The 14,797-nt window shown below is 55.1% G+C and carries 13 protein-coding genes; 10 read left to right on the top strand and 3 right to left on the bottom strand.

Going from position 1 to position 14,797, the window contains the following annotated elements:
• Nucleotides 1-28 precede the first annotated feature (28 nt).
• The 5 genes from CHH75_RS21835 to CHH75_RS21815 all read left to right on the top strand — a co-directional run bounded on the left by CHH75_RS21835 (nt 29) and on the right by CHH75_RS21815 (nt 7,969).
• Nucleotides 29-1,750 (top strand): proline--tRNA ligase, encoded by a 1,722-nt coding sequence (locus tag CHH75_RS21835; RefSeq protein ID WP_095266929.1) that lies wholly within the window; start codon nt 29-31, stop codon nt 1,748-1,750.
• A 144-nt stretch (nt 1,751-1,894) separates the two neighbouring features.
• Complete coding sequence (locus CHH75_RS21830) at nt 1,895-2,905, top strand: MBL fold metallo-hydrolase (protein WP_095266931.1); 1,011 nt, start codon at nt 1,895-1,897, stop codon at nt 2,903-2,905.
• 305 nt (nt 2,906-3,210) lie between these two features.
• On the top strand, nt 3,211-4,392 hold the full coding sequence (locus CHH75_RS21825; RefSeq protein WP_095266932.1) for a glucose-1-phosphate adenylyltransferase: 1,182 nt from the start codon (nt 3,211-3,213) through the stop codon (nt 4,390-4,392).
• 18 nt (nt 4,393-4,410) lie between these two features.
• A complete protein-coding gene (gene glgD, locus CHH75_RS21820; RefSeq protein WP_095266934.1) occupies nt 4,411-5,514 on the top strand; it encodes a glucose-1-phosphate adenylyltransferase subunit GlgD in 1,104 nt (367 codons plus the stop codon).
• Nucleotides 5,515-5,545: 31 nt separating this feature from the next.
• Nucleotides 5,546-7,969 carry a glycogen/starch/alpha-glucan phosphorylase gene (locus tag CHH75_RS21815; RefSeq protein WP_095399149.1) on the top strand — a complete coding sequence of 808 codons (2,424 nt, stop codon included), beginning with the start codon at nt 5,546-5,548 and terminating at the stop codon, nt 7,967-7,969.
• A 162-nt stretch (nt 7,970-8,131) separates the two neighbouring features.
• Here CHH75_RS21815 and CHH75_RS21810 read toward each other — a convergent pair whose 3' ends face one another.
• The gene (locus tag CHH75_RS21810) at nt 8,132-8,686 is read right to left on the bottom strand and encodes a phosphatidylglycerophosphatase A family protein (protein WP_095399148.1); all 555 of its coding nucleotides are present in this window, start codon (nt 8,684-8,686) and stop codon (nt 8,132-8,134) included.
• A gap of 164 nt (nt 8,687-8,850) precedes the next feature.
• Between CHH75_RS21810 and CHH75_RS21805 the strand changes: the two genes are divergently transcribed.
• The 3 genes from CHH75_RS21805 to CHH75_RS21795 all read left to right on the top strand — a co-directional run bounded on the left by CHH75_RS21805 (nt 8,851) and on the right by CHH75_RS21795 (nt 11,393).
• The gene (locus tag CHH75_RS21805; protein WP_095399147.1) at nt 8,851-9,906 is read left to right on the top strand and encodes a GerMN domain-containing protein; all 1,056 of its coding nucleotides are present in this window, start codon (nt 8,851-8,853) and stop codon (nt 9,904-9,906) included.
• Between the two features lie 95 nt (nt 9,907-10,001).
• Nucleotides 10,002-10,760 (top strand): ribonuclease PH, encoded by a 759-nt coding sequence (rph, locus tag CHH75_RS21800; RefSeq protein WP_095399146.1) that lies wholly within the window; start codon nt 10,002-10,004, stop codon nt 10,758-10,760.
• Between the two features lie 3 nt (nt 10,761-10,763).
• Nucleotides 10,764-11,393 (top strand): XTP/dITP diphosphatase, encoded by a 630-nt coding sequence (locus CHH75_RS21795; RefSeq protein WP_095266944.1) that lies wholly within the window; start codon nt 10,764-10,766, stop codon nt 11,391-11,393.
• Nucleotides 11,394-11,523: 130 nt separating this feature from the next.
• Here CHH75_RS21795 and asnB read toward each other — a convergent pair whose 3' ends face one another.
• Nucleotides 11,524-13,368, bottom strand: a complete 1,845-nt coding sequence (gene asnB / locus CHH75_RS21790; RefSeq protein ID WP_095399145.1) for an asparagine synthase (glutamine-hydrolyzing) — start codon at nt 13,366-13,368, stop codon at nt 11,524-11,526.
• A 158-nt stretch (nt 13,369-13,526) separates the two neighbouring features.
• Here asnB and CHH75_RS21785 point away from each other — a divergent pair, with 158 nt between their 5' ends.
• Together CHH75_RS21785 and CHH75_RS21780 are read left to right on the top strand one after the other, a co-directional pair.
• Entirely contained in the window at nt 13,527-13,853 is a 327-nt protein-coding gene (locus CHH75_RS21785) for a hypothetical protein (protein WP_095266948.1), read from the top strand.
• A gap of 40 nt (nt 13,854-13,893) precedes the next feature.
• Nucleotides 13,894-14,259 carry a hypothetical protein gene (locus tag CHH75_RS21780; RefSeq protein WP_095266950.1) on the top strand — a complete coding sequence of 122 codons (366 nt, stop codon included), beginning with the start codon at nt 13,894-13,896 and terminating at the stop codon, nt 14,257-14,259.
• An 83-nt stretch (nt 14,260-14,342) separates the two neighbouring features.
• Here CHH75_RS21780 and CHH75_RS21775 read toward each other — a convergent pair whose 3' ends face one another.
• On the bottom strand, nt 14,343-14,636 hold the full coding sequence (locus tag CHH75_RS21775) for a magnetosome magnetite crystal formation protein family (protein ID WP_095399144.1): 294 nt from the start codon (nt 14,634-14,636) through the stop codon (nt 14,343-14,345).
• Between the last annotated feature and the right edge of the window lie 161 nt (nt 14,637-14,797).

Below are 14,797 nucleotides of genomic sequence, written 5' to 3'. Positions count from 1 at the left end.
GTCATGATATACAAAGGGGAGAGAACAGATGCGTCAAAGCCAATTATTGCTGACTACGCTGCGTGATGTGCCGTCTGAAGCTGAGGCACGAAGCCACCAATGGCTGCTTCGCGGCGGCTATATCCGGCAGATTGCGGCAGGGATTTATTCCTATTTACCGCTGGGCTGGCGGGTGCTGCGGAAGATCGAACACATGATTCGGCAGGAGATGGATGCCGCCGGCGCCCAAGAAATGTGGATGCCTGCCATTCAGCCTGCTGAGCTGTGGAAGGAATCCGGCCGGTATGGCGCCTATGGAGCCGAACTGATCCGGCTCCATGATCGCCAGGAGCGGGAATTTGTGCTCGGGCCGACGCATGAAGAAGTGATTACGTCGATCGTGCGCAATGAAATATCGTCTTATCGAAGACTACCGGTCAATCTGTACCAAATTCAGACGAAATACCGGGACGAGCGGCGGCCGCGGTTTGGCCTGATGCGGGGACGGGAGTTTCTGATGAAGGATGCGTATTCATTCGATCGCGACTGGGCAGGGCTTGATGCTGCATACCGGACGATGTATGCCGCCTATGAGCGCATCTTCGGCCGCTGCGGCTTGACATTCCGGCCCGTTGAAGCCGATGCGGGCTCGATCGGCGGGCAGGGGGAGACACATGAGTTCATGGCGCTGGCAGACATCGGTGAGGACATCATCGTATCCTGCAGCGCCTGCGATTACGCTGCCAATCTGGAACGGGCGGAGTCTGGCCGGACGGCGGGGAGCTCGGGAAATCATCCACATGCAAGTACCGATGGACAGGCACCGTCCGAGGTGCGTACGCCGAATGTTAAAAGCATCGAGGAACTGAGCGCATTTCTGCGGACTGGGCCGGAGCAGATCATCAAGACGCTGGTGTATCGTGCAGACGGCGAGCTGTACGCCGTGCTGGTTCGTGGAGATCGCGAAGTGAATGATACGAAGGTGAAATCCTATCTGAAGGCGGAGCAAGTGGAGCTCGCCGGTGCGGACGAGGTTCTGCAGGCCGCCGGTGCGCCGGTCGGCTTTGTCGGTCCGGTCGGCCTGACCTTAAACATCTTGGTGGATCATGAGGTTGCAGCTATGGCTGAAGGGATTACAGGCGCGAACCGGATTGATACCCATCTCACAGGCGCTCGTCCCGGGAAGGACTTTGCGCTGGAATTTACCGGGGATTTCCGGAATGTGACAGAGGGCGAACCTTGCCCGCGCTGCGGTCAAGCGCTGGAGTTCCATCGCGGCATTGAACTGGGGCATGTATTCAAGCTTGGCACCAAATACAGCGAGGCGATGAATGCGACCTTCCTCGATTCGGATGGCCGGGAGAAACCGCTTGTGATGGGTTGTTATGGCATCGGGGTGTCGCGGGTCATGGCAGCTGTAGCCGAGCAGAGCATTGTGGAGGATCGGCTCGTCTGGCCGATGTCGGTTGCGCCGTTCGCAGCGCATATCATCCAGGTGTCGATGAAGGATGAAGAGCAGCGCGCTCTGGCCGAGCAGCTCTATGCCGAGCTCGGGGCGGCAGGGGTGGATGTGCTGCTCGACGATCGCGATGAACGGCCAGGCGTCAAATTCAAGGATGCCGATCTGATTGGCGCACCGCATCGGATCATTGTCGGGCGCGGAGCGGCTTCGGGCGAAATTGAGTGGATGGGTGAAGACGGGATCAAGACAACAATCCCGGCTGCCGAAGCGGTGCAGCATGTACGTCAGGCGGCAGATGTGGCACGCTAGACGCCGAGGAGCTGGCTTGACGGGTCCGATGAATGCATGAAACGTTAATCCCCAGAAACTATGTACATGAGTGTGGTTTCCGGCTTATGATGGAGTCAGATGAGCTACAACCTACAACAGTCTGTGGACGGAGGAGTTAGAGGCATGAGCAAGCAGCAGCGGGAGCCGGGCCCGGAAGTGAAGGAAATGCCGGAGCATCATCTTGCACAGGTGAAAATAACGCTGGACAACCCACTGCGGTGGGTGAACAGCTATGTGCTGCGCGGGGATGAGGGCGTGACCATCATCGATCCGGGGCCGCGAACCGAAGGCTCGGAGCGGGAGTGGGAGGCGGCGCTGACGCAGCTGGGCATTACGCCAGGCGACATTGCCTCCATCGTGCTGACCCATCATCATCCCGACCATTATGGGCTTGCCGGATGGTTCCAGGCACGCTCCGGGGGCCGTGTATGGATGTCGCGGCGTGCGCACCAGGAAGCGATGCTGATGTGGGGGCCGAATTCCGCGATGGAGACGGCGCTTCCGTCGCTGTTTCGTCTTCACGGCATGCCGGAGCACCGGCTGGCTGAGCTTCCGGCCCATCTCAAGGGCTTTAACGCCCAGGTCACGCCGCAGCCGGACGTCTCCTTCCTGGAGGCGGGGCGACCGTTTCATATGGGCGATCGCCGCTGGCTCCCGATCGAAACGGCCGGACATGCTCCCGGGCATCTGTCATTCTATGATGCCGACCGCGGGGTGCTGCTGTGCGGCGATGCCGTGCTGCCGCAAATCTCGCCTAACGTAAGCTTGCTGCCCGGGAGCGATGAGGCGCCGCTGGCGCTCTACCTGGCCGGGCTGCGCCGCCTGCGCGAGCTGGATGTCCGGACGGCATATCCCGGACATCGTAACCCGTTCACGCATTTCCGTGAACGGATCGACGCGCTCCTCGAGCACCACGAGGAGCGTCTGGCCCACATCGCCGGCCTGCTGCGCGAGGCCGGGCAGCTGACCGCCTACGAGGTATGCACCGCCCTCTTCGGCGACTCGCTCGGCATCCATCAGCTGCGCTTCGCCATGTGCGAAGCGCTGGCCCATCTCGCCGAGCTGGCCCGGCGCCATAACGCCCGGATGGCCGAAGGCACGGGCGGCGCGCTTTATTTTACCGTGAGCGACTGAACTAAAAACTGACCGCCTGCTTGCACGTTTGACTTCTCATGCGTAGCGCAGGCGGTTTTTTTACGTATCCGATTTTCGAATCATTGTCAATCTCGCAGTCAGAGTTCCCGCTTCTCTCGCATATACTTGAATACCTTTCCTCTTTAAGCAACGCTCTCAAACGTCTCAAGCCCCATGTTTCAGTCTGATGCATCTCCATGATGCCCCGTCCTTTTTGCAAGCAAGTGCTGCTCGTTTCTTGGCATTCAACCGCCTGATTTCTTGTCTAAGATTCTGGATCAAGCGCCTCTAAAGGAGAATCGGCCATGAAGAAAAAAGATGTCGTCGCCATGCTGCTTGCCGGAGGCCAGGGCAAGCGGCTGAAAGGCTTAACGAAAACGCTGGCGAAGCCGGCGGTTTATTTCGGGGGAACCTACCGCATTATCGATTTTCCGCTCAGCAATTGCTCCCACTCCGGCATAGACACGGTCGGGGTGCTGACCCAGTACGAGCCGCTCGTGCTGCATTCGTATATCGGTGTCGGCAGCGACTGGGATCTGGATCGGTTAAGCGGAGGCGTTTATGTGCTCCCTCCTCATGAACGCGAAGACGGTACGACGTGGTACCGGGGCACCGCGGATGCGATTTTTCGCAATCTGAAGTTCATTGATCAGTATGAGCCTGACCATGTGCTGATTCTGTCCGGGGATCACATTTACAAGATGGATTATGATCGCATGCTTGCGTATCACAAGGAGAAGCAGGCAGATTGCACGATATCGGTCATTGAAGTGACGCTGGAGGAAGCTACCCGATTCGGGATGATTAACACCGATGACAGGTACCGCATTCTCGAATTTGAAGAGAAGCCCATTAGTCCGAAAAGCACGACCGCGTCGATGGGCGTCTATCTGTTTCGGTGGCCGCTGCTTCGGTCCTACCTGCTCCGCAATGCCGAGCTCACGGATACAAGCCATGATTTCGGAAAGGATATTCTGCCGCTGATGCTCAGGGAGGGCAGGAGCCTGTATGCTTATCCGTTTGACGGCTACTGGAAGGATGTCGGCACCATTCAGAGTCTGTGGGAAGCCAATATGGATCTGTTGACTGCTCAGCCGAAGCTGAATCTGAACGATCCGAGATGGCGCATTTATACCCGTAATCCGAATCAGCCACCGCAGTATATTTCTCCCCAGGGCATCGTTCGGAACAGTATGATCAGCGAAGGATGCGCGGTTAGCGGAGAGGTGGTGCGCTCTGTGCTGTTCTACGGCGTGGAGGTCGGCGAAGGGAGCGTCATCACCGACTCGGTCATTATGCCGAAGGCCCGCATCGGTCGCAATGTGCGGATACACCGGGCGATTATCACGGAGGATATGGAAATCGGAGACCATGCGGTGATCGGGACGCCGGATGCGGCTGAAGCTGAAATCACGCTCATTACCGGACAAGACGAAGAGGGGCTGAAGCTGCTTCAGACCTCTTCGCTCCGCACGGATCAGGGGTAGGAACAGGAGGCAGGAACGATGAGAGAGCTGATGGGCATTATTAATCTGGATCGGGAACGGGATGTGCTGAATGAATTGACCTATTATCGCTGCGGGGCTGCGGTCCCGTTCGCAGGCAGATACCGGTTGATCGACTTCATTATGTCGAGCATGATGCATGCCGGGATCCAGGATATTGCGATTTTCGTGCGGCGGAAATATCGTTCCCTGATGGATCATCTTGGCGAGGGGCGCCCCTGGGATATGAACCGCAAGCGGGGAGGGCTGTTCATACTGCCGCCCGACTGGAACGATGAGACGGATATGTCAGCAGGAGAGCTGAGGCATATCAACAATAATCTCGATTTTTTCGAGCGCGGGGCCGCCTCCCATATCGTCCATGCCGGCAGCCAGCATCTGAGCACGGTGGATCTGAACGCAGTCCATGCTTACCATCTGGAGAAGAAAGCGGATGTGACGCTGGTCTATACCCGCGTCCCTTCGCCAAGACCCGAGCACCGGTTCTGCTACCGGCTGGACGTTGACGAGGACGGCAGCGTTGCAGATATTCATTACGAGCAGCGGCATGACTGCATATATATGGAGATGTTTGTGATGGAGAAGTCGCTGTTCCTGGAGCTTGCCGAGCACTGCATCGCCCATGGCGGAAAGCACTTCTTTCGCGATGCCCTTATGAAGAACCGCCACAAGCTGAGCATCGCCGCCTATGAATACAAGGGCTACCATGCCGTGATCAATTCGCTGGAGAGCTATTACCGGACCAGCATGAACCTGCTGAATCCCCAAACGTATGACAGTCTGTTTGGCAAGCGGACCGTTCATACGAAGATCAAATACGAGGTGCCCGCTAAATATTTGGACACGGCGGACGTCAGCAATGCCTTGGTGGCCAACGGCTGCTGGATCGAAGGGGAAGTGAAGAACAGCATTCTGTTTCGCGGAGTCCAGGTAAAGCGAGGCGCAAGCATTCACAATTCCATCATCATGCAAAAATGTGTCATCGGTGAAAACGTCCGGCTTGAGAATGTCATCCTGGACAAAGATGTCATCATCTCCCGCGATCATCAGCTGCAGGGCGATTATCGCAAGCCTTTTGTGATCGCCAAGGATGTCTCAATCTAACCGCCAATAGGATGGGTCAGGAGGAACGACGTTGTTTAACGACAAGGAGTCATTCAAACAGCATTTCAAGGAACAGCTGGTCAGCCGATTGGGGAAGGCAGTGGAGGAAGCGACGCCCGGGGATGTATACAAGGTGCTTGGCAGTATGGTTCGGGAGCATGCCGGGCGGCCATGGGCCACGACGAACCGCATGTACCGGGAAACGGGGCAGAAGCAGGTGTACTACTTTTCGCTGGAATTTCTGATCGGACGTCTGCTCGGCAATAATCTGCTTAATTTGGACTTGCTGGATATGGTGCGGACCGGACTTGCCGAGCTCGGATGGGATTGGGAGGCGGTCGAAGAGCAGGAGACGGACGCAGGGCTTGGCAACGGCGGTCTCGGTCGTCTTGCTGCCTGCTTCCTGGATTCCATGGCATCGCTGCGGTATGCAGGACATGGCTGCGGCATCCGCTACAAGTATGGTCTGTTCGAGCAGAAGATCATTGACGGTCATCAGGTAGAGCTGCCGGACAACTGGCTTCAGCGCGGCAATGTGTGGGAAGAACGGCGGGCTGACAAGGCGGTGGAGGTGCATTTCTGGGGGCGGGTCGAAATCGCGGAGGAAGCCAGGCGGCTCGTATTCCGCACTGTTGACCAGGAGCGGATACGCGCGGTTCCCTACGATGTGCCGGTGATCGGTTATGGCGAAGGAAGCGTGAATACGCTGCGCCTGTGGAGCGCCGAATCCGTCACCGACATGAGCCGGATCGGGCAGGGAGGCCAGCATGGGTATCATCAATATTTGGATTACAACCGCTCCGTGGAATCGATCTCGGAATTTCTGTACCCGGATGATTCCGCTTATGAAGGGAAGCTGCTTCGGCTGAAGCAGCAGTATTTTCTCTGTTCGGCGGGCATCCAGAGCATTCTCCGCACCTTTGCCAAGCTGGGTCGGCCTTACCGCGAGCTGCCGGATTATGTGGCGGTGCATATTAACGATACCCATCCGACACTTGTCATTCCCGAGCTGATGCGGCTGTTGATTGACGAGCTCGGCTTTGGCTGGGAGGAAGCGTGGGACATTACAAGACGGACGGTGTCGTACACTAATCATACTTTGCTGAGCGAGGCACTGGAGCAGTGGCCGGTCGGCATGGTCAGAGAACTGCTTCCCCGTGTGTACATGATAATTGAGGAGATTAACAAGCGGTTCTGCGCGATGCTGCTTGACCGTTATCCCGGCGATCCGGAGCGGATCGCACGGCTGGCTATCATCGAAGGCGAACAGATTCGGATGGCGCATCTGGCAATCGCCGGGAGCTACAGTGTGAACGGCGTGGCCGCCTTGCATACCGAATTGCTAAAAAGCCAGGTGATGGCGCCTTTCTACCAGATCTACCCGGAACGTTTCAACAACAAAACGAACGGCATCACCCATCGCCGCTGGCTGTTGTATTGCAACCCTGCGCTCAGCGGTCTGATTGTCGAAGCGATCGGAACGGACTGGATGTTAAGTCCGCGTCAGCTTCGCTTGCTGGAGCCGCTCCAGCATGATGCTTCTTTTCAAGAAAAGCTTCAGGAGATCAAGCGGCATAACAAGCTTCGGTTGGCCGACTATATCCTCGACAAGCAGGGGATTACCGTGGACCCGGACTCGATCTTTGATGTTCAGGTGAAACGGCTGCACGGATACAAGCGGCAATTGCTTAACATTATGCGGGTAATGCATCTGTATAACATGATCAAGGACGACCCGACAGCTGAGGTTGTTCCGCGAACCGTCATATTCGGAGCGAAGGCGGCCCCAGGTTATTATTTGGCCAAAAACATCATCAAGCTCATTCACAATGTCGCGGATGCGGTCAATAGCGATCCTGATGTTTCCAGGAAGCTGCGCATCGTATTTCTGGAGAACTACTCGGTCTCCCTGGCAGAGCGGATTATCCCGGCAGCGGATCTGAGCGAGCAGATTTCGACGGCTGGCAAGGAAGCCTCCGGCACGGGCAATATGAAGTTTATGCTGAACGGCGCCTTGACCATTGGCACACTGGATGGGGCGAATGTGGAGATGCATGAGCTGCTGGGCGATGACAACATGTTTCTGTTTGGCCTTCGGGCCGAACAGGTGCTGTCTTATTACAGGGACGGCGGTTATGCAGCCCGGGAAATATACGAGCGGATGCCGGACATTTCAAGGGTGGTGGATCAGCTGGTGCAGCCCGGTCCGTTTTGTGCCCAGGAGCAGGAGTTTATCGCTATTTCTCAGTCCTTGCTGGATCATAACGATGAATTTTTTGTGCTGGGGGATTTTCATAGTTACTTAGCGGCGCAGGCGGCTGTGGACCACGCTTATGTCGATCGTTCCGCCTGGATGGCCAGAGCGGTGAAGAACATCGCGCATGCAGGCCATTTCTCCAGTGATGCCACCATTCATCGGTATGCGTCGGAGATATGGGGAATCTCGCCGATCTGATCGTTCGACAAGCAGGTGGCTTTGCCTTCGAATAGATAAACAAATAAACCTCTGATCATCAGAGGTTTATTTGACGTTCTATACTTGCTTTAAGGCTTCAGGCGACGCCGGTACATAGGCTTGCTTAGAGCAGCTGCTCGTTAGGGGCAGTTGCACTGGCTGTTACTCCTGTTCCGGGGCGGTTGGCTCGCCTTCTTCAATTTCATGGTCCTCTTGCTTGCGGTGGGCGATCCGGCTGCTGGCTGCGGCTGCAATCGCGCCGACGATGTCGTCGAGGAAGGTGTTTACGATGCCTTCCGATTTATCGTTCAGCCGTTCAAGCACCCCCGGCTTCAGCTTGTCGATATACCCGTAATTCGTGAAGCCGATGCTGCCATAAACATTGACGATGGAGAAGGCCAGAATTTCATCCACGCCGTACAGGCTTTCGTCATTGGCTAGCAATTCCTGGAGCGGGGACAACAGCTTGCCCTGCTCTGCCAGAATGTCAAGCTGAATGCCGGTCAGCACGGCATTTTGGACTTCTCTTTTGCTGAGTACGGCCTCGACATTTTCGATACATTCTTCCATCGAGAGGTCTGGATAATACTTCTTCTGAAGCACCATAACCAGCTCCGCGATCTCTTCGGTGTGAACCCCCCGCTCTTCGAGCAACTTCCAGGTGGCTTCAGCTACCTTTTTGCTGTTCAGGCTGTAAGGGATGTTTGTATCCGCCATGATCTCACCTCATTGAATTCTTCGTTTGAATGATGGTGCTTACTGAAGATTGTACTTTTTTCACAACCCCTTTGTCCAGAAAACAGGGGAACGAGGGTATTTTTTTGAAAAGGGCTCGTATACATAGGAGTACAACCTGTACAAAATTTAGGGAGGAACAATACATGACACGTAAGAGATCACTGCGCAGAGTTTCAGCCGCCGGGCTCCTTGCTGTTCCGATCATGATATCCGGCTGCGGTCCATTCGGAGGCAATCAGTCTGAAGCGATCGACCCGCCGCCGGCTCAAGTGGAGGAACAAATGATGAACGGCATCGGTTCGGCCGCAACCCAAGGGGAGATTGGCGAGCAGACGACCGTATATCTGACGGACAACCGTGGAATGCTGGTGCCTGTTACGATGGGAATCCCGAGCGAGGAAGGCTCGGATAGCATGAGCAGCGCGCTGGAAGTGCTGATCAAGGGAGGAAGATACGCCGCTTATATACCGCCAGGCTTCCAGGGGGTATTGCCGCCAGGAACGCAAGTCAACAATGTTACCGTAGATGAGGAGAACAAGCTGGCCTTGGTCGAGTTTAACCCGGCGTTTGCAAGCTACAGTGCTCAGGAGGAACGGCGGATACTGGAGGCGCTGACCTGGACGCTCACCGGACAGGAAGGGATTGAACAGCTGCAGATTTGGGTGGACGGTGTGAAGCTGACGGAGATGCCGGTGAACGGGACACCGCTTGACCGGCCGCTGACCAGAGCACTGGGCATCAATCTTCAAAAAGCGGACGATGCGATCTACTCCTCCTCTACACCGGTAACCGTGTACTTCTCTTCGGTGACGCCGGAGGGAATTCAGTACTATGTGCCGGTAACCCGACTCGTTCCAAGAGGGCAAAGCGCTCTTCAAGCAGCGCTGAATGAGCTGATCCGGGGGCCGCAGCCGGGAGATGGCCTGGAGAGTGTCATATCCGGGGATGCCGCCGTAGCTTCTGTTGAGCAGGGAGAGGACGGCCTGGTGACGGTTGCGCTTGAGGACGACATGTTCATGGAGGGAGACCCGATTCCTTCGGAGCTGCTGCAGGCCGTTGTGCTGACGGTGTCGGAGAACGCACAGAATGCCAAAGTGAAAATCCGCATGAATGATCTGGCAGAGGTGGTCGGCACCGACAGCCTGAATTACAGCGAACCTGTCACCCGTCCTGAGCGCATCAACGAAATTTCCATTTAAGCAAGCCATCCGTCCAGAGGGTGCTTTTGTGCCTGCACTTTGGTAGAATAGGGAATGCTAATCAGGATTGCGATATGAAGTAGGAGGCAGAAAACATGAGATCTAACGGACGTAAGAGCGATGAGCTTCGCCCGATGAATTTATCGACCCATGTGAATAAATATGCGGAAGGCTCCGTGTACATCGAAATGGGGGACACGAAGGTGCTGGTGACGGCAACCGTCGACGAGAAGGTTCCTCCGTTTCTGAAAGGACAAGGAAAGGGCTGGGTAACGGCAGAGTATTCGATGCTGCCGCGCGCTACGCAATCCCGGAATCAACGGGAAGCGAATCGTGGAAAGCTCAGCGGCCGGACGATGGAAATTCAGCGGCTGATCGGCAGAGCTCTCAGGTCTGTTGTGAATCTGCATGCACTTGGTGAGCGTACCATTACGCTGGACTGCGATGTGATTCAGGCTGACGGCGGTACGCGCACCACCTCCATTACCGGGGCATTCGTTGCGCTTGCCATTGCGGTTAACAAAATTGTGGAACAGCATAAGCTGCCTGTATTTCCGATCACCGATTATCTGGCTTCGGTCAGTGTAGGCATCGCCGGTGGAGAGGCCCTTCTTGATCTCAATTACGAGGAAGATTCCAAAGCCAAGGTGGATATGAATCTGGTGATGACAGGAAGCGGCAACTTTGTCGAGGTGCAGGGTACCGGTGAAGAAAGCCCGTTCACCCGCGAGGAGCTTGACCAGATTCTTGAGCTGGGTGACAAGGGGATTCGGGAACTGATCCGCCGTCAGCAGGAAGCGCTTGGTCCGATTGCCGATAAAATTGGTTCAGTCAAGAGTGGGAGTGTAAGATAACAAATGAAGCTGAAGCTTGGAGACACACTAATTGTTGCGACACGTAATCAAGGCAAAGTTAAGGAATTTTCCCATGCTTTCGCTGCATTTGGAACTTCCGTCAAAAGCATGTATGATTATCCGGAATTGCCGGACGTGGTGGAGGATGGCGCAACCTTTGCCGAGAATGCTTACAAGAAGGCAAAGGCGGTTGGCGATGCGCTGGGGCTTCCGGTGCTGGCCGATGACTCCGGCCTGTGCGTCGATGCTCTGAACGGAGAGCCGGGGGTGTACTCTGCCCGTTACGCCGGGGAACATGGCAACGACGAGGAGAATAACAACAAGCTGCTTGCGGAGCTGGAGAAGCTGAAGCTTGGTGAAGATACGGAGCAGCCGCTGCTCAGCACGGCACGATTCGTATGCGCGCTCGTGCTGTATGATCCGGCATCCGGCACCAAGATTGAGACCGAGGGCACCGTCGAGGGCTGGATTACCTCGGAGCCGGCGGGCTGCGGTGGCTTCGGCTATGATCCGTTGTTCTACCTGCCAAGCCATGAGAAAACGATGGCGGAGCTTAGCGTGGAGGAAAAGCAGGAGATCAGCCATCGGGGTGCAGCGCTGCGTCAGCTTGTGGCTCAATTGCAGGAGAGCTGAAGTTATCCGGACCGGAAGGGTCTCACGCCCCTTGCGTCCGCTAGCCACTTTAGCATCATATAGACAGGGAAAGGTCGAGGAATGAGCCTAACTGCTCAATACCCCGGCCTTTTTTGTGGTTTTATGGATGTTACCGGATCGCGACATTGTACTCCTTCAGCCAGAAGTGCACCTGGGCCAAATAAGCGAACAATTGGGGGCCCGACATCAGCTGGCCGAACCAAGGCAAATTGGAGGAGGCGTCCGGTGATGAGGCGAGTTCGCGAATTTTTTTCTTATCAATCAGCGGGAGCAGCGGCGAGGTTGAGTCATCCAGGATCGACAGCACCTGCTGTTTGACGGCCGTCAAATAGTTCGGATTGTGGGTTTTGGGATAAGGGCTCTTTTTGCGATACAGCACGTCATCGGGCAGAACGCCCTCAAGCGCTTTGCGAAGGATGCCTTTCTCACGGTTTCCTGCCGTTTTGATGCTCCATGGAATGTTCCATACATATTCAATTAGCCGATGATCGGTATAAGGCACCCGAACTTCAAGGCCCACGCCCATGCTCATCCGATCTTTACGATCCAGCAGCGTAGGCATGAAGCGTGTAATGTTCAGGTAAGACATGACCCGCATTTTCTGCTGTTCGCCGGTTTCGCCCTGGAGTGCGGGAACTTCGGCCACAGCTTCGGAGTATCGGTCCCCGAGATATTCAAGCGGCTTGATCCACTCCCGGATCTCTGGCGAGAGCAGTCCTGCCCGCATGTCAGGTGCAACCGACCATGGGAAGGTACCGGAATTCAGCATTTCCTCCCGGTGGAACCATGGATATCCGCCAAAAATTTCGTCTGCTGCTTCGCCGGAAATGGCAACGGTGGCGCCTTTCTTGATCTCGCGGCAAAAGAGGAAGAGGGAGGCATCGACATCCGCCATCCCTGGCAGGTCGCGCTGACGGGTTGAGGCATCAAGCGCTTCAACAAGCTCCGGTGTGTCAAATTCAATCCAGTGATGCTGCGTGCCAAGCTCCTCGCTCATGCGTTTGATCCAGGGGGCGTCGGCGCCGGGCTGGAAAGAATGGGACTGGAAAAACTTATCATTGTCCACATAGTCCACAGAATACGTATGGACCTGGCCTTGCCCTGTTCGGCTGTAATAGTCGACGGCAAGGGAAGACAGGGCGCTTGAATCCAGACCGCCGGACAGCAGCGAACAGACCGGTACATCGGATACCAGCTGTCGCTCCACCGTATCGCTCAGAAGATCGCGGAGATGGCGGGCCGTCTGATCGACATCGTCCTCATGCGGCTTGCTTTCGAGCTTCCAATAGCTATATTTTCGCAGACCCTCCCGGTTGAAGATCATTGCACAGCCCGGACGCAGCTCGGATATGTCCTTGTAGACGCCATGTCCCGGGGTTCTTGCAGGCCCGATGATGAACACTTCTGCCAAGCCCTCTGCACCGACGACAGGCTCCACCTTCGGATGTTGAAGGATCGCTTTCGGTTCGGAGCCGAAGATCAGCGTGCCGTCCTTGTAGCTGTAGAACAGCGGCTTTACGCCCACGCGGTCTCTCGCGAAAAAAACCTGCTCTCTGACGCTGTCCCAGATGGCAAAGGCAAAAATTCCATTCAGCCTCTCAAGGCAATCCGGTCCCCACTCCATATAAGAGACGAGCAGTACCTCCGTGTCGCACTGGGTCTGGAACCGATGTCCCCGCGCAACCAGTTCGGCTCTCAGCTCTGCCGTATTATATAACTCCCCGTTGTATACAATGGCATATACATCCTCTTCTTTATGAATGATCATCGGCTGGGCACCATTCTCGGGATCAATCACGCTAAGACGGCGGTGACCAAAAGCGCAGGGATTGGAAATCCAAGTGCCTGATCCGTCAGGTCCGCGGTGGGCCAAACTATCTGTCATCTTGACCAGCAGCTGCGAATCCTGGGTCAAGTCGCCGCTCCATTGTATAAAACCGGTTATTCCGCACATGACGGCTCATCCTCTCTTCACTTTGTCATACGTTGTCCTTCTTTAAGGGGTTATTTGGGAAAGTGATACAGATATATGCCGAAGCAAGGCATAAAATGTCTGTCCTTTTACGAAAACTAGGGAGGAGGACGAATGTAGAACAAAGGAGTGAACCGTCCATGAACAAACAGAAATATTATGTTTCCGTTCAAAGCAAATCCGTGATGAATCAGCAAGGGGACGCCTCCTACGAGTGGGAGATTGAAGCGACACCCGAAGAGGCGGATCAAGTTCGGATCGAGCTGGACATGATGCAGGAGAAGGAGGAAGAAGCTTTTCCCGGTTATGTGTTTCCATGGCCGGACACCCCGGAGCAAAGCAATAACGCCCTGTTTCAGGATTCGCTGGATCGGGTCTACCGGACGATTTACCGGTTTGGAACCGAAGAGACACGCAAGCAGATGGAGCAGTTCAGGCTGATTCCGGGTCTGGAACAACAATATTAAACCGTGCTGTCCGCAGTGCGATAGTTAGGAGAATGCAGAGATGTATACGATACAGGATGTCAAAATTCGCCGGATTACCGAAATGAATGGAGCGCCCTGCGCGGAGGTTGAGGTATACCCGGCAACGGAAGGAGACAGCGTCCTGCTCGCTTACTTGACGCCTTCGGCTCCTCTGGGCGGCTATGAGCTGGTCAAGCTCGTTCGCAGTGATGCAAGCCTGGAGGTAGATTGGTATGACAACAGTATGCACAGCGCTTATGAGGACGCGACGGACGAAGCGTTCGAGAACAGTACGACGGCCACTGCCGAGGAGAATCGGGATGCATTCAAGCAGCAGCTGCTCTCTTTTGGCCAATTGTACGAGCAGTTGAACCAGCGTTTGAGCGAAGGCACGAACTGGATGTAATGCATATGTAAGAACGCAGAATATGCGGGGAAAAAGCTTGGTGACAGAAGTCGCCAGGCTTTTATTATATTAGGGGGATCGCGTTAAACGTATTCGCGTAGTACCTGAACCCCCTTCAGAACGTTGTACACAAAAGTCAGAAAATAAATCAGGCCAAACAGGATCAGATACATAATGACGGAACCGAGCACCTCAGCGGTAAACATCAGGTAGATAAGCGGGATGGCCGCAATAACCGGAATCAGGTGGGAGAGGAGCGCATGACGCGCATGCCGGGCTATATAGGCGTTGTCCGAGAGAACCCATACGAGGAAGGGGAATATAAAGGGAGCAAAAAAGATGCTGAAATAGGACAGGGAGGACAGCAGTTGTTTCATATCATTCACGCTCCTTGTTCGCTGTCATGTTGTTTACATATTACCCCATGGAACGGGCTCTGATTCGGGCTCCCATAATGAATAAAAAAAGGCTTTGAATTTTCTCCAAAATGCGATATAATAATCTTCGTCACTGTTTCAAAAAACCAATTACATACCTA

It is taken from the genome of Paenibacillus sp. 7541 (genome assembly GCF_002276395.1).
In the GTDB taxonomy this organism is placed as follows: Bacteria; Bacillota; Bacilli; order Paenibacillales; family Paenibacillaceae; genus Paenibacillus_AQ; species Paenibacillus_AQ campinasensis.
Note: the sequence above shows the minus strand (reverse complement) of the source record. Positions and strands in the feature narration are given on the sequence as shown.

Bases quoted from the DNA above. Each gene is read 5' to 3' on its own strand.
- CHH75_RS21775 (WP_095399144.1), bottom strand. From the start codon at position 14,636: ATGAAACAACTGCTGTCCTCCCTGTCCTATTTCAGCATCTTTTTTGCT.
- CHH75_RS21780 (WP_095266950.1), top strand. From the start codon at position 13,894: ATGTATACGATACAGGATGTCAAAATTCGCCGGATTACCGAAATGAAT.
- CHH75_RS21810 (WP_095399148.1), bottom strand. From the start codon at position 8,686: ATGGCGGATACAAACATCCCTTACAGCCTGAACAGCAAAAAGGTAGCT.
- CHH75_RS21785 (WP_095266948.1), top strand. From the start codon at position 13,527: ATGAACAAACAGAAATATTATGTTTCCGTTCAAAGCAAATCCGTGATG.
- CHH75_RS21835 (WP_095266929.1), top strand. From the start codon at position 29: ATGCGTCAAAGCCAATTATTGCTGACTACGCTGCGTGATGTGCCGTCT.
- CHH75_RS21830 (WP_095266931.1), top strand. From the start codon at position 1,895: ATGAGCAAGCAGCAGCGGGAGCCGGGCCCGGAAGTGAAGGAAATGCCG.
- CHH75_RS21825 (WP_095266932.1), top strand. From the start codon at position 3,211: ATGAAGAAAAAAGATGTCGTCGCCATGCTGCTTGCCGGAGGCCAGGGC.
- rph (WP_095399146.1), top strand. From the start codon at position 10,002: ATGAGATCTAACGGACGTAAGAGCGATGAGCTTCGCCCGATGAATTTA.
- asnB (WP_095399145.1), bottom strand. From the start codon at position 13,368: ATGTGCGGAATAACCGGTTTTATACAATGGAGCGGCGACTTGACCCAG.
- glgD (WP_095266934.1), top strand. From the start codon at position 4,411: ATGAGAGAGCTGATGGGCATTATTAATCTGGATCGGGAACGGGATGTG.
- CHH75_RS21795 (WP_095266944.1), top strand. From the start codon at position 10,764: ATGAAGCTGAAGCTTGGAGACACACTAATTGTTGCGACACGTAATCAA.
- CHH75_RS21805 (WP_095399147.1), top strand. From the start codon at position 8,851: ATGACACGTAAGAGATCACTGCGCAGAGTTTCAGCCGCCGGGCTCCTT.